This window comes from Extibacter sp. GGCC_0201, assembly GCF_017566055.1.
In the GTDB taxonomy this organism is placed as follows: Bacteria; Bacillota; Clostridia; order Lachnospirales; family Lachnospiraceae; genus Extibacter.
Genome location: NZ_JABFCH010000008.1, coordinates 89,426 through 104,957 on the forward strand (window position 1 = coordinate 89,426; position 15,532 = coordinate 104,957).

Genomic DNA, 15,532 nt, shown 5'->3' on the forward strand with positions numbered 1-15,532 from the left:
CTATAAATCTGTCCAATTCCTGCCTGTGAATCCGGCCGGTCCTGAACTTACTCATATAATAGAACAGTACCCTTACATCTTCGTGACTTTTTGGTGACTGATTCGTCACTTAGGGAATCGAATCGTAAATAAGGCCCCGCCCTGGGGATGGTTTCTTGCGGTTACCGTCCCGCCCTGACGGGTGATGATCGTCTTGCACAGGGCCAGCCCGATGCCATATCCTGACGCATCAGAATTCTTTCCACGATAAAACCTGTCAAAGAGATGGGGCAAGTCTTCTTTCTCGATGCCCTTCCCGCTGTCACGGAGAGTAATCTCCGTATAGAGGGGGGTATCGGAACAGCCAATATCTATCTTGCCGTTATCGCCCGCACCTTCGATACAGTTTTTCAGAATGTTCTGCACAGCTTCCGAAAGCCACCCTGAATCGCCTGACACCACCGTTCCTGCCGGCACGTCCGTCCGCACCTGTATATCGTGCAGTTCCATTGATATCTGGAACGGGCGCAGCGAAGCATCTATGAGGCTTTCCACGTCAACCGGCCCAATACGGAACACTACGATGCCTGCGTCCAGACGGGACAGCTTGAGCAGGGAAGTGATGAGCCATTCCATCTGGATAAACAGTTCCTCCGTCTCCCGGAGCAACGCTTTCCGCTCCTGTTCTACCGGGTTATTCTTCAACAGCGACAGGATGAGGTTTGCGGAAGTAAGCGGCGTACGAAGCTGGTGCGCGATATCGGCAAGAGATTCCGCCAGATGGCTCTTCTCTTTTTTCAGGGCCTCGTTCTGTTCCCTGATACGCAGCGTCATTTTGGTGATTTCACTTTGGAGGATGGAAAGCTCTCCTTCTTCTGACTCACTGATATACAGATAATCTGCATTATGGAGCACGAGGTCGATCTGGTCGGAAATCTGTGCGATGCTTTTGTACCGGGCCCTTGTGAATGTAAAAAATACGGCACCAAAGGCGGCGGCGGAAACAAGGGCCATGATTCCGGCCGCCGGATTGATGAAGAATCCCATCGCAGCTGTAGCGGCAGCTATGATGGAAAACAATACGGTAAGCCGTCGGATCTCTCTATTGCGAAACATAGCTGCCTCCCAGCCTGTAGCCTATGCCCCTGACAGTCAGGATGATATGCGGATCTGCAGGGTTATCCTCAATCTTTTCCCTCAGCCGCTTGATATAAACCGTCAGTGTATTATTATTGACAAATTCGCCTGCAGCATCCCATAATTCATCCAACAGTCTGTCCCTCGTGACAATACTCTCAGGATTGTTGATAAAGACAAGGAGCAGGCGGTATTCCAAAGCGGACAGGAAAACCTCTTTGCCGTCTTTTTTTACGATTCCGCCCGCCGTATCTACAGAAAGCCCGCATATTTCAAACGCAGACGGGACCCGCCCTGATTTGCGCAGGGCGGCTTCTATCCGGGCAACCAGTTCGCGCGGCCTGAAAGGCTTGGTGATATAATCGTCCGCGCCCATGTTAAGTCCGGTCACAACACTCGCCTCATCTCCGGATGCCGTCAGAAAGATGACCGGTATATCCTGCGCCTGCCTGATCTCGGTGCAGACCGCAAAGCCATTGCCGTCAGGCAGGGATATGTCCACCAGGGCCAGATCGAATCTGTCCTCCGCAATCATTCCGGCAGCTTCTCTCTGTGTAGAGGCACGGCTGACCAGGAAGCCTTCCGAGCGCAGCAGCCGGGCAAGATTTTTCGCGATTTCTCTATCGTCCTCGACCAAAAATATCTTTTTCATATATTATTATCTCCTTTGAAACGTTAAACACTATTATATCCCAACAGTATCGATAAGACAATGTCATCCGCTTCCAGGAGCAGAAGGTAATGATCTAGCTGAGTATCTTTTTCAAATCCTGCTCCGGCGTGCTTATCGAAGAGATATCGTAGTTGTCCACGAGATAACCTAACACGTTGTCGGAAAGGAAGGCAGGCAAGGTCGGTCCCAGATAGATATTCTTAATCCCGAGATGCAGCAGCGTAAGAAGGATGCAAACTGCTTTCTGCTCATACCACGATAGTACCATGGACAGCGGCAGTTCGTTAATTCCACAACCAAATGCGTCTGCCAGAGCAGCCGCCACTTTAATGGCACCGTAGGCGTCATTGCACTGGCCCATATCCATTATCCGCGGGAGGCCTCCTATCGTTCCCAGATCCAAATCATTAAAACGGTATTTTCCACAAGCCAGGGTAAGGATTATAGAGTCCTCAGGCGTCTGCTTCACTAATTCCGTATAGTAGTTCCTGCCCGTGCGTGCGCCATCGCATCCTCCGACCAGGAAGAAATGACTGATTGCGCCACTCTTCACCGCGTCGACCACTTTGTCCGCCAGTCCTAATACTGCACCATGTCCAAAGCCCGTCATCAGTTCAGTCCCTCCGTTGATTCCTGTCATCTCGACATCCGCAGCATACCCGCCGAGTGCCAGCGCCTTTTCTATCACCGGAGTAAAATCTTTATCTTCTCCTATGTGCACCATCTCAGGATATGATACGACCTCTGTCGTAAAGATGCGGTCCGCATAGCTTTCTTTTACAGGCATGAGGCAGTTCGTCGTAAATAGGACAGCTCCCGGTATGTGGTCGAATTCCTTCTGCTGGTTCTGCCATGCGGTGCCGAAATTACCCTTTAGCTGTGGATACCTCTTCAGTTCTGGATATGCGTGGGCCGGAAGCATCTCGCCGTGCGTGTAGACATGTATCCCTTTATCCACTGTCTGCTCGAGTAGAAGCTTCAGATCCTTCAGATCATGCCCCGTAATTACGATAAAAGGACCCTTTTCCATCTTCGTCGTCACCTTAACCGGAACAGGTGTCCCATATGTCTGCGTATTGGCCCGGTCCAGAAGCTCCATGCAACGAAGGTTGGCCTCTCCGGTCTCCAGCACTATCGGAAGCAATTGCTCCATGGTCATGTCATAACTGATAACTGACAGTGCTTTATAGAAAAATGCATTTACCTGTTCATCTTCGTATCCAAGCACAAGCGCATGGTACGCATAAGCAGCCATCCCTCTTATGCCAAATAGAATAAGCGACTTCAAAGACCGGATGTCTTCCTGGTCATTCCACAGGCGGTTCATATCATAGTCATCCATATTCCCGCATTGGGCGAAACAGGCTGCGCAATTCGGCACGATTCGTTCTTTTTCCCTTTTTACCTTTTCAATCATTTCTTTCAATGTGCCATCATGAAAGCTTACATTCGTTACTGTCGTAAACAGTCCCTCGATGATAAATCTCGTCGTCTCTTCCCCCTGCAGGTCATTCCCGCATGCTTTCGCAAGGCCGATCAAGGCCCCTGTCAGCTCATCCTGCAGCCTTGCCGTAACAGAGCCCTTTCCGCATACGCCTGCATTTCCGGTACATCCGCTGCAGCCTGCCGTCTGTTCGCATTGAAAACAAAACATCTTATTATCCATCTTTCATCCTCCTTGTATCTCTGCCTTATTGCTTTTATGAGGAAATTATATTATAATAAAACCAACATTTCAGTTGTAATTACAACATATTGAGGATTATTATGATGAATAGATATATACCATTGCTTCAGAATACAAAGATGTTCAGCGGAATCGATCCACAGGAGATAGACGCTATGCTGAGCTGTCTGTCAGCTAAAATTCAAAAATACGACAAAGGTTCCTATATTATCCGCACCGGGGAACCGGTGGATGCTCTCGGAATGGTGTTATCCGGCTCTGTCCTGATTATAAAAGAAGATTTTTGGGGGAATCGGTCTATCATCTCTGAAATACTACCGGGAACTATCTTCGCGGAGGCTTATGCCTGTCTGCCTGATATGCCGATTGAGGCAAGTGCAGTGGCAGATTCGGATGCAGAGATTATGTTCTTCGACATCAGAAGGATATTGACGGTCTGCACTTCAGCCTGCACCTTCCACACGAGGCTCATACAGAACCTGCTGGCAGCTATCTCAGCGAAAAATGTAGCGCTCACGAAAAAGATGGAACACCTGACGAGACGCACGATACGGGAACGGCTGCTCTCCTATCTGTCCGCGGAATCGCTGAAATACGGCTGCTCCACCTTCGAGATTCCTTTTAACCGACAGCAGCTGGCGGATTATCTGTCCGTAGATCGGAGCGCCCTGTCCAATGAGATAAGCAAGCTTCAGGCGGAAGGTATCATCGTATGTAAAAAGAATAGGTTCTCGATGCACAAGGGGAAAGTATAAGCGAATTAGTCTGCGGATGCATCAGGGCATCGACCGGCCGGCTTTCCGCCGGCGTCCGGTTTACTTAACCCCTACCACTTCCTTAAGTGTTCTACGCAGCACGTCCACATCCACCGGTTTCGCCACATGGGCATTCATTCCGGCATCGGCAGCCGCCTTCACATCCTCTGCAAACGCATTGGCAGTCATGGCGATTATCGGTATCCTGGCGGCATCGTCACGTTCCATACGGCGGATGGCACGTGTAGCCTCATAGCCATTCATCTCCGGCATCTGTATATCCATGAGGATTGCATCGTATGTATCCGGCCCGGCGTCCCGGAACGCCTTTACCACCTGCTGCCCGTTTTCTTCGACGACCGTTTCCGCTCCATACATTGCCAGCAGTTCACACAGTATCTCTGCATTGATCTCATTGTCTTCCGCGACAAGAAAGTGCATCCCTTCAAATACGCCGGCCTCTGCCACGCCAGATCCTGACAGTTTTCTGTCAGCTCCTGCAGCTTCATGATCCATCTCTGCATGTTGGAATTCCAGCTCTACCTGGAAACGGCTTCCCTTGCCTGGTGAGCTGTCCACATATATCTCTCCTCCCATGAGGTCCACGAGCCCCTTCGTGATACTCAGTCCCAGTCCTGTTCCCTCGATGCGCTGCGTGCCGTTGCTGCGCACGAACGGGTCAAACATATGTCCAAGGAATTCTTCCGACATCCCGACTCCTGTATCGCTCACGGTAAACCTGTAGCGCAGAGACTCCGGGCACCTTACGGGCGGAATCTCTTCTATGAGAAACTCCACGCTCCCGCCCTCACGCGTATATTTTACCGCATTGCTCAGTATATTGATGAGAATCTGGTTGATCCGCAGCGTGTCGCCGCAAAAATAGCTGTTTCGTATGTTTCCGGTCTTTATCTCGAACCGGAGGCCTGCTTCCCTTGCCTGCGGAGCAATGATGGCTGAAAGCCTCTCCAGCATCTCCGGAAGATATATTACCATATTGTTCATGGTAATCTGCGCACTTTCAATCTTGCTCATGTCCAGAATATCATTAATCAGGCTTAAAAGATGTCTGGAAGATATGGAAATCTTATCGAGGCAGTCTGCCACGCGGTCTTGTTCTCCCAGATGGGCTCTGGCCAGCATCGTCATCCCGATGATGGCATTCATAGGTGTCCGTATATCATGGCTCATAGCGGACAGGAAGTCGCTTTTAGCCTGGTTCGCTTCTTCGGCTAATACAAGCGCATTCTCCAACGCCTTCTTATTCCTCCTTTCAGCAGCCAGCATATCTGTCACATCTGCCCGCACGAGGCAGATTGTACTGTGGTTGAAATCCCCCCACATGACATTAATCTGCTTATACCGCTCTTCACCCTCGCGTGCGTATGGAAATAAAAAGTCGTATCCATTCTCTTCTTCCTCCAGCCTTCTCTTCATCGTCTCCGTCCGAAAGCTTTGATATACTTCATCCCGGTTCTCTTCGGTTCCATAATCCTTCACAAAGTCACGGACCCCTGCGTCGTAATCCTCGATAAAGTAAGGCTGCAGATTATTCAGTACCGTATCTCTCGTGTACATCGTAAAGCTGCCAGAACTGATGTCGATAAATCCGGCAAGCTCAAACGTGTACGCAATGACACGCAGCAGCGCCTGCTGTTCACGGATCGGCTCTGTAATGTCTGTCCTGGAAAGGGATACCCTGCCAATCCGCAGATCTACAGCAGATACGGTCAGGTTCTTCGTGCGGATATCTCCCTCCTTTTCACTCACCGAATAGGCAAAAGTATAAGAACGTCTGCTTTCTAGTTTTCTCCGTATATTTGCGGCATCCAGATTCTTCCTGAACCGTTCCCGGTCTTTCGGGACCACCCTCGATTCAAGCATCTCATCCACCCATTTAGAATGGCATCCTTTTTCCGGGGGCATGCCGCTTCCATTTTCGCCATATGACAGAATGTTATAAGTGTCCTCGTCCAGATCTATGTCCGCGATAAAATCATAACCGGAAGAGGAGAGCTGATGCATGATACGGTCCGCAACCGTCTGGCGGGTACTGTCCGTCACTGCGAGTACGCCTGTGACATCCCCGCTGTCCGGTGTGGATACAAGATTCATCTTAATCTGGACGTACCGCCCTTTCTTTTCCTCCGGCAGCTTCATAAAACACTCCATCTTCTGCTCTGTCTCGCCACGCGCGAACGCCTCCAGCGAAGGCTTGTTCAGATACCTGGCATAAAACTGCCGTCGTTCCTTCTCATCTACGATGAACCCACCGATTCCGGTGAAGAATTCATCCCTCACGGTACCGAACGTATCGAGAAGGCCTGAGCCTGTATAATCGCTGATTTCCAGAATCCTGTTCAGCGTCACATTGCAGTGGCCGAGAACAAGTGTATCCGCTCCGTGCGTATGGTAATGCTGCATGAGCATATCCTGATATTGGCGTCGCAGCTTCTCCTGTTCCTCACGCTCTTTTGTCATGTCCTGGAACATGGCGTAGATACGCCTTTCTCCCCCTTCATTCTCTATGAGGGACAGGTTGTTCTTCACCCAGACATAGCCGCCGCTTCCTTTCTTCAGACGATATATGATTTTCCAGCTTCGGGCTTCGCTGGCTATATATTCATTCATCTGTTCCGCCACATGTTCCCTGTCGTCAGGATGGACCCCTTCCATGGCGTCCTTCTTATACAGACGCCACGCCTCATCTGGTGTCATCTCAGTAATCGCCGCAAAGCCGTCGGATAAGAATTCCGGCGTCATACTGCCGTCTTTCTCATAGTGGACAACGGCGACACCTCCGGGAAGGTTGCTGAGAATCGTCTGAAAATACTGCTCCAGCCGTTCTTTCTCTTTCCGGGTCGTAACCTCCTGCGTGATATCACTGATAAATTTGACATATGCCGGTATCCCGTTCCAGACCGTCTCCCGGAAACGTGTGCTGTAATAACGCCCGGTACCCGGTACTGCCATCTCATGTTCCCGTCCGTCCGGACTATGGCTTCCAAGCGTACAGAACCCGCACACCTCATCCCTGCAGTGAAGCGCTTTGTAGCATTTCTCACCGAGACAGTCCCTGCTGCCGGCGAAAAGATCTTTTGATTCATTGACATAGAGCAGCTCATAATTTTCTTTTGCGATGACATAGATGCCGTCCGCCGTCTCATTAGCCATTTCCTGAAAGATACGGGTCTCTGCAGACATACCCGTAAATACGGCGTAAAACCGCGTAACATCCGCCAGCGGCCCCATCCGTCTGCCATTGAGATGGACCCATATGAGATTCCCGTTCTTATGCCGCGTTCGATAGGATACATCAAGGACCTCGCCGCTTAAAAGGGCTTCTGCTGCAGCTTTCATCACCCGCTCCCTGTCCTGCTCGTATATGATGTTCAGCGCATCCCCACGGATAATCTCTTCGTACTCCTTTCGTGTATGGCCAGTCAGCTCCATCACGCCATCGGAATAGAAGGTCGGAACAAACCGGTTCTCCACTACCTGGTAGCTGGCGATGCCGCCCGGAATCGAGTTGATGATATGACTCATCTCCAGCTGTGCTTCCTTAATCTCGGAAATATTGTGGAATACACAGTGGAGCAGAGGGCATCCATCTTCCTCTCCCATCCATTTGACCTGTGCCCGGACCCATACGATATGCCCGTCCCTGTGCTGCTTGCGGAATTCAATGCTGGCTATCCCGCGCGATTCTATGACCTCACGTGCCTTTGACACTACCATCTCCGTATCTTCCCGATAGGTCATCTCGGCGGCGTCACCTTTGACGAGCTCTTTGTATTCTTCCACTGAATAACCGGACAATTCCGGCACTCCGTCAGAGAAATACACTGTTTCAAATCTGTCTGAAACTTTATAGATTGCCACACCGCCTGGAATTGCGTTAATGATGTCCTGCATCTTTTCATTGGACGCCTTCAGCTCCTCTTCCAGCCGCCTGAAACGCTCTTCCTCTTTCTGCATCTGTTCCGCCCTCCTCAAATTATCCGCACTGTTTTAATGAATGTTATTCTCAAGAAACTCGTCCACGTTATCTATTGTCACTTTAAAATATGGTAGATAACAATATCTTTCATTCGTAAGTCCAACCTCATCCAGCTCCCCACCGGTTACAAGTGCCTCCGCCAGCTTTGCCATGGCTTCTGCCTGTCCTTCCTTGTCATTATATACCGTCCCGGCCAGACGCAGGCCGGCAACTGCTTCTAATCCCACATCCGTCCCATCGATTCCGAAGAACACCGGCAGGTTCGTCTCCGTATAGTTCAGCTTCTTATAGGCATCAAGCGCTCCAAGCGCCATATCGTCATTATTCGCCAGGACAAGTTCAATATCATTCCGATACTGGCTGATCATCTGCTCCATCCGGTTCTGCGCCTGTGCCCGGTTCCAGTTGGCAATCTGGTAGCCCTTTTTCTCAAGAACTATGCCATTCTCTCTCAGGCTTTCGACCGCTGTCTCCGTCCGGATAATTGCATCCTGGTGGCCCGGTTCACCTTCCAGCACCACATATTGGATCTTACCATCCCTATTGCGGTCAATCCGGCTGTCTGCCTTTATCAAATCGGCTGCCAGCTCGCCCTGCATCTGTCCCGACTGTCTTGCATATGCGCCAACATAGTATAGCTTGTCCCACTGCATCATATCCTCTGCAACCGGCTCCCTGTTAAAGAATATGATGGGCACGTCATATTCTCTTGCAAGGTCTATAATTTCTGACGGGTCGGCCCTGTCTACCAGATTGACGCACAGAACATTGCAGCCTGCATCGATAAGTTCCTTCACCTGGTCATTCTGGGTTTTCTGCAAACCGCCCGCGTCCTGGATTATCACCGAAGTCTCGAGGCCGTCCCGCTCGCACTTTTTAAGCTGCTCTTTAAAATCAGTGAGCAGCTCGCCTAAGAATGTATCGCTCTGGTCATAGTATGTGACTCCGACATGCACTTTCTCTGCCGTATCCGTCTCTGTCCTGCCGCAAGCGCATAACAGCCCGATACTTATGCACAGTACAATCCCTGCCGCTAGCATTTTTCTCATCTTCATTCATATACCTCTGGTTTTCTTCCTACTGGCTCATGGTAAAGAGAATTTCTTGATTTTCTTTCGAGAACAGTGTGTCGCTTCGGATGACCGTATACGAGACCGTGATATCCCGGGACCTTCGGAGACGATTCCCGAGACTTTCTGCAACCTCTGTCAGGCTCTGATACCCTACGTTGAATTCATCCGGAACCACGAGACATTCCACGTATCCTGCATCCAGATAATAAGCTGCTTCCGTAGAATTCCCGATACCATACACAATGGCTCCATGCAGATTATTGGCTGCAGAACATTCCCCGGCTGTTGTAAGGCTGTTGTCATCAAGCGCCACCACAAGATCCGCCTCAGGCTGGTCCTCCAGCGAAGCATCGCCGTCTTCCTCATATGCGCGCGCGGTCGTCCATTGAATCTTCGCACCTGCACCTTTTATACCATCTTTGAATCCCTGCTTCCGCTTTTTTGAAGCCTCCGAGTCCCCTGACTCCATCAGAATCCCTATGGTCTTTCCATCTAAATTCCCGTTATAATCGTTGAGCAGTTCCTCTGCCATTGCCTTGCCCATGGCATAATGATCCGGTTCCGTGGTTGGGAGCACAGAGGCGTCCCTCTCCTTGGTCGCAGCGTATCCTGCCTGCATGACAGGAATCCTGTTCCTGACCCTTTTTAACATCTCCTGCGTGTCCGGTCCCGGTACAGGCTGGACAATGACTGCGTCGGCTCCGTTCTCGATTTCGCTTTCTATGAGGCCTTTCTGTTCTTCTACCGTCAGCATCGTTTCGGTGTTGACGACCAGCAGTTCGACCTTTTGATCCGCTGCTGCCATTTTCAGCCCATATATGAAGGCCGCCCATTGATTGTCACCTGAATTCTGGACGATGACAGAGACCTTATCCATATCCCGCTCTGATTTTTCTGACAGAAGAAAGATTGCCATTGCAAGAACAATCGCCGCCAGAACTGCTTCTATCAGAATAAACACTTTTTTGTCATTCTTCATCGCCAATCTCCCTGTCATTCATTTCTTCCATGCTGAAGATATGTCCCTGTTCCAGAACTTTTTTATTTTCCTCTGTATACAAAACTGCCGGAAGGCGAATGAAAACCGTGGTACCCTCGTCCGGCTCGCTTTCGATAGCAAGGCCATACTCTTTTCCAAAGAGAATCTGGATACGGTTATTGACATTCACAAGTCCGACTCCGGAGCCATGTTTGTGAACCCGCTCACTGTCTGTCAGGACAAGCTCCGCTTCCTCCCTGGTCATGCCCATTCCATTGTCTGTCACAGCAAGAATCAGATCGCTGCCCTCCAGCCTGCCGGTCACCGTGATTTCCCCGCAGTCATCCATGCCGCTGACCCCATAGTTAATGGCATTTTCCAGTATCGGCTGCAAGATCAGCTTTACCGTACAATATCCATAGATGGCCGGATCCACATGAAATGATATGGAAAAAGTATTCTTATAACGAATCTTCTGTATATTCATATAGCTCTGTGCATGCTGCAGCTCATCCTTCACAGTGATTACCGTACTTCCTTTGGAGAGGCTGATGCGGAAGAGCTTCGCCAGCTGCGAAAGCATGAATACCGCTTCATTGTTCCGCTCCCCTTCCACCATCCATACGATCGACTCTAATGTATTATATAGAAAGTGAGGATTAATCTGGCTCTGCAGCGCATCAAGCTCGCTTTTCCTCCGTTCATTCTGCTCCAGGACAATCTTCTTCATAAGTGTGTCGATCTGCTCATACGAACGCTGTATCGAGTGGCCGAGATGCCGGATCTCAAGCGACCCGCCTATGTAGATTTCCGGCGTTTCCCCTGCCTCATATCCTTTGACCGAATCGTCAAGCTTTAAGATAGGGCTGGAAATCCTGACGGAAACGACACGGTTGATCACTACCAGCATCATGGCCATGAGGAGCACTAAGATGGCAATAAAATACCGGATACTGACCGTTCCGTGGGTGAACGTGGCATTCGGAATTACACCCACCAGCTTCCACCCGGTATAGCTGATCGTATTGACCACGACCTTACGGGATTCGCCTTCAAAACGTTCGTCATAGACGCCATCCTTGTAACCGGCAGCTGCTTTGCTGTTTTCATTGTATATCCCGTCGCTGATCTGTATCTGCCGCGGATGGTAGATGATCTGCCCGCTGCTGTCGCACAGATAATAATATTGTTCCGTATTAAGCGTATTGATCTGTTTCATCATACGTGAAATGCTGGAATAATCCATATCTACAAGCAGAACGCCCATCTGAGACACTCCATTGCCTGTCAGCTCCACGACACGGCTTAGAGATATGACCCAATAATAACGGAAGGTACCGTCATCAAACAGGTTCTGGATATGAGGGGTGGAAAAATGTACATTCTCCATCTCTTCCATCGCCTGCTTATACCAGTCCTGCCTTGTCACATCGGGATCCTCCTTCTGTGCCGCAACCGGTTCCGCCATCCGCAGACTCCCATGGTTGTTATAGATTGCAATGCTCCTTAAGTTGTCCCTGTTTGCCTCATATAGAAGATTCATCTTGGTCTGGATATCCTGATCCTGGCTTGCAAAATCATTTTCTTTTATGACATTATAATACGCAGCATCTGATATCTGCCTCATGCTGACAAGATAGTCCTCCAGATTTTCCCCTGTCTGTTCCATCAGCTTCTGTGTACTTTGTACTGTCTCCTGCCTGGATAAATTGGAGAATCTGATGTACATGACAATTCCAAGGACCATCATCAGAGAGAGCGAAATCAGGGAAAATGCAATCATAATCGTAGACTGGATCTCTCTCGGCTTTACTTTATTCAAACGCCTGAAATATTTATCTTTCACTTCTTCGTATGCTCCACTCTGTATTTGGACGGGGATACGCCAAACTGTCTTTTAAATACATAACTAAAATAATTCGGATCCGTATAGCCCACATTCTTAGCGATAATGTAATTCTTTTCGTCTGTTTCTATCAGCTGGCGGGATGCCTGTTCCATACGATATTCCGTCAGATAACCGATGAACGAATTCCCGGTCTCCTTTTTGAAAATGGTGGAAAAGTAAGAATTTGACACGCCCAGAATCTTACAGATGCTGTCCAGTGACAGTTCCTCATCCGCATAGTTGCTATGGACATGCTCCTTTGCCTTGCTCACGAATGATTGCGTGGAACTGCTCCGGGCACTCACCAGCCTGTCCCTAAAAGAAAGGCTCATCTTGGTGAGCCATCTCCCCATCACATCCGGTTCCAGATCGAGGAGTCGGCTGTACAGCTTCCTCATATCGCCAAGGCAGTCTTCCACATCCAGATTATTATTCGTTGCAAATTTGTATAATCCGCTGACCAGCTCCATAATCGCAATATGGTACTGCTGAAGGGATTTTGCCGAGACAGATAAATGCTCCAGATACGCGCCTGCGGCTTCGGTTATCTCCTGTGCCGGGCTGAGCCTAATCGCCTTAAAGAGGTTCGACAGCTTCCCATCGGTCATCGGTCCGGATCTGCCGATTTCCCGCGGAGCAACCTCTTTAATATTGATTGCCTTTGGCGCTCCATATATCACCCGGTACGAGACGGCCTCTCTTGCGCTGTCATAGGATAGCGGCAGATCCAGGATATTCTCGCATACCCGGCCGATACCCACCGTGACGACAGCTCCGATGATGCGCTCGGCATACCGGCAGAACCTGTCGCATTCATCCGTCAGCTCTGAAGCCTTTTTTTCGTCTTTCATCTGTACAATCAGGACCGTATTCCCGAGATAAGAGATGCATTTTGCCTGCCACTTCTTCCCCAGGTACTCCTCCGCCTGCTTCTGGACCGCGGTGGATAACAACAGGGGGTTCATATGCTCCGGCACATGGCTCGGCGAGGTATAGATTACAAGACAGCCAAAGAAAGGCCCGGAAAAAGCAATCTGGTAATCCGAGAGATACTTCGGAAGCTCTGCTTCTGTGATTCTCCCCTCGATCAGCGTGGAATAGAAGTTCGCCTGTAGAAGGGGCAGGGACTCCAGATAATATTTCTGCAACGTCTCCACGTTCCGTTTTTCACTGATTTCCTGATTCAGCTTCTCTTTCATCTGTATAAATACATTGGTCAGCTCCACGGAATTCACCGGTTTGAGCACATATTCCTCAACCTCCAGATGTACCGCTTCTTTCGCATATTCGAATTCATCAAAGCCCGTAAAGAGCAGTATCTTAGTCGCGGGCCATTCCGCTTTGATGTGTTTGCACAGCTCCAGGCCATCCATATAAGGCATCTTGATATCTGTCATAACGACATCTGGCTGGAATTCCTCCACCATCTCTAGCGCCTTCACCCCGTTATTGGCATATCCGATGACGGAAAAGCCGAGCCATTCCCAATTTATCTTCTTTATGATTACCTGGATGACTTCTTCCTCGTCATCCACCAAAAGCACTGTATATGTGTTCATCTTTTTCTCCGTAAGCGTGTACGTGTGACTTCATTCATTATACCAAACAGACCTATAACTGTAAATAGCGGCGCTCTCCCCCCAGGCAATACGAAAAGAGCCAGAACGATGTCTGGCTCTCTCGGAAACATTATCAGATTATTTTTTCTGGACATATTTGAGACAGTCAAGTGTTACTGCCACCAGAATGATGATACCGGAAAATACGAACTGAAGGTTCGTATCAATTCCAAGGATGGTAAGAGAATAGGTAAGGGCGGTGAAGATACATACACCGACTACCACACCTGATATCTTACCGATACCGCCGGTAAAGGATACGCCGCCTACTACGCAGGCCGCGATGGCATCCATCTCCCAGCCCTGTCCATAGGCTGCGGAACCGGAGCCGACCATTCTCGCACATTCCAGCCAGGAGCCAAATCCATAGAGGATTCCTGCCAGTACAAATGCGCCTACTGTTACAGCAAATACGGAAATTCCTGACACTGCTGCCGCCTCCGGATTTCCTCCGACTGCATACAGGTTCTTTCCGAATGTCGTCTTATTCCAGATGAACCATATGATTGCGATGGCTGCCACTGCCCATAATATGATCGTCGGGAAACTGTTCACCTTTGGTATGATCATATTCGGAATCGTCGGTTCAATCGCACCGAATGACACGCCCTTTGTCGCATATGTAACAAGTCCGAAGATGACAAGCATGTTTGCCATAGTCGAGATAAAAGGATGCATCTTGAATTTGGCGGTAAAGAAGCCTGCAATTGACGTAAAGAAGGTACACAACACGATACACACTACGAGCGCTAAGATGACTCTCACACCGAGCGGCATATCTGTAAAGTCAAATATGTGGCCGAACACGGCACCTGTGTTGATTCCCTGATGCATAATTATCGTGGCGGTCGTCATCCCCATACCGACCATACGGCCGATAGACAGGTCGGTACCTGTAAGGAGTATCAGCCCTGCAACTCCCAGGGCAAGGAACATTCTCGGCGAAGCCTGCTGCAGAATATTCAATACGTTATTATACGTAAGCAGCGGAGAATGTTTGATGATTGGTGTTATGATACACAGCATGATAAATATCAAAATAATGGCAATATACAATCCGTTCTGCAGCAAAAATGACCTGCGGTTGAATGTATACTTGTAATTCTCCCATTTCTGTGCCCTTGTCTCCATAAATGTAAACTTCGACATACGGAGCAGGTCAATCAGATGATATTCATATGCATAAGCTGCATGTCTTCTGTCCTTTACCTCCTGAAGCCCTTTCTGCATCTGTATCTTGGCATCAAACAAGAGGTTCTTATGCACGTATTTCTCGTCTTTGATTTCCTGATGATCGGAAAGTTTAGACAGATTCTGCTGGTGCTCTTTTTCCAGCTCTGCAATTTTCTGCCGGTATTTTTCCTTTACGAGCTCTTTTTCCTGCTCGCAGCTTTCTTTGACCGGCTGATAATATTCTTTGTCAAAATGAGCCTTGAGATAACCTTCTGCATCTGCAATCAACTTTGCTATCTCATCTTTGTTTCTTACTTCTACTTCTTTTGCCTTTTCCAGTCCGGCACGAAGCTGTGCGATCCGGTCTTCCTTCTCGCCTTTTGTCAAGGTACGGTCTCTCTTTAACCCATCAATACTGTTTTGAAGGGAGATAACCTTATCTGTACCTTCCACTCTGAGGCTGTCGATCTGTGCCTGAATCTTACCGACATAATCCTCGATTGGCTGACGCAGCTGTAATTCCTGTTCAGCCGTTAGAACTTTACTATTTCCTTTAGCCATATCCATCC

The 15,532-nt window shown here is 49.2% G+C and carries 10 protein-coding genes; 1 reads left to right on the top strand and 9 read right to left on the bottom strand.

Annotation, left to right across the window (positions count from 1 at the left end):
* Positions 1 to 105: 105 nt before the first annotated feature.
* The 3 genes from HJV72_RS07405 to hcp all read right to left on the bottom strand — a co-directional run bounded on the left by HJV72_RS07405 (position 106) and on the right by hcp (position 3,455).
* Positions 106 to 1,095: a sensor histidine kinase gene (locus tag HJV72_RS07405; RefSeq protein ID WP_208069962.1), complete on the bottom strand. Its 990-nt coding sequence runs from the start codon at positions 1,093 to 1,095 to the stop codon at positions 106 to 108.
* Positions 1,082 to 1,768: a response regulator transcription factor gene (locus HJV72_RS07410; protein WP_208069964.1), complete on the bottom strand. Its 687-nt coding sequence runs from the start codon at positions 1,766 to 1,768 to the stop codon at positions 1,082 to 1,084. The genes HJV72_RS07405 and HJV72_RS07410 overlap by 14 nt, the downstream gene beginning before the upstream one ends.
* Before the next feature lie 94 nt (positions 1,769 to 1,862).
* The gene (hcp, locus tag HJV72_RS07415; protein WP_208069966.1) at positions 1,863 to 3,455 is read right to left on the bottom strand and encodes a hydroxylamine reductase; all 1,593 of its coding nucleotides are present in this window, start codon (positions 3,453 to 3,455) and stop codon (positions 1,863 to 1,865) included.
* A 101-nt stretch (positions 3,456 to 3,556) separates the two neighbouring features.
* Here hcp and HJV72_RS07420 point away from each other — a divergent pair, with 101 nt between their 5' ends.
* The gene (locus tag HJV72_RS07420) at positions 3,557 to 4,231 is read left to right on the top strand and encodes a Crp/Fnr family transcriptional regulator (protein WP_227185760.1); all 675 of its coding nucleotides are present in this window, start codon (positions 3,557 to 3,559) and stop codon (positions 4,229 to 4,231) included.
* A 60-nt stretch (positions 4,232 to 4,291) separates the two neighbouring features.
* Here HJV72_RS07420 and HJV72_RS07425 read toward each other — a convergent pair whose 3' ends face one another.
* From HJV72_RS07425 to HJV72_RS07450, 6 genes are all read right to left on the bottom strand, one after another.
* Positions 4,292 to 8,209, bottom strand: coding sequence for a PAS domain-containing protein (locus tag HJV72_RS07425; RefSeq protein ID WP_208069968.1), 3,918 nt, complete (start codon positions 8,207 to 8,209; stop codon positions 4,292 to 4,294).
* Between the two features lie 33 nt (positions 8,210 to 8,242).
* The gene (locus tag HJV72_RS07430) at positions 8,243 to 9,286 is read right to left on the bottom strand and encodes a galactose ABC transporter substrate-binding protein (protein WP_208069971.1); all 1,044 of its coding nucleotides are present in this window, start codon (positions 9,284 to 9,286) and stop codon (positions 8,243 to 8,245) included.
* Positions 9,287 to 9,308: 22 nt separating this feature from the next.
* A complete protein-coding gene (locus HJV72_RS07435; protein WP_208069973.1) occupies positions 9,309 to 10,283 on the bottom strand; it encodes a sugar ABC transporter substrate-binding protein in 975 nt (324 codons plus the stop codon).
* Positions 10,273 to 12,129, bottom strand: coding sequence for a cache domain-containing sensor histidine kinase (locus HJV72_RS07440; RefSeq protein ID WP_208069975.1), 1,857 nt, complete (start codon positions 12,127 to 12,129; stop codon positions 10,273 to 10,275). The genes HJV72_RS07435 and HJV72_RS07440 overlap by 11 nt, the downstream gene beginning before the upstream one ends.
* Entirely contained in the window at positions 12,126 to 13,730 is a 1,605-nt protein-coding gene (locus tag HJV72_RS07445) for a response regulator transcription factor (RefSeq protein WP_208069977.1), read from the bottom strand. The genes HJV72_RS07440 and HJV72_RS07445 overlap by 4 nt, the downstream gene beginning before the upstream one ends.
* A 138-nt stretch (positions 13,731 to 13,868) precedes the next feature.
* Positions 13,869 to 15,524: a galactose/methyl galactoside ABC transporter permease MglC gene (locus HJV72_RS07450; protein ID WP_208069979.1), complete on the bottom strand. Its 1,656-nt coding sequence runs from the start codon at positions 15,522 to 15,524 to the stop codon at positions 13,869 to 13,871.
* Between the last annotated feature and the right edge of the window lie 8 nt (positions 15,525 to 15,532).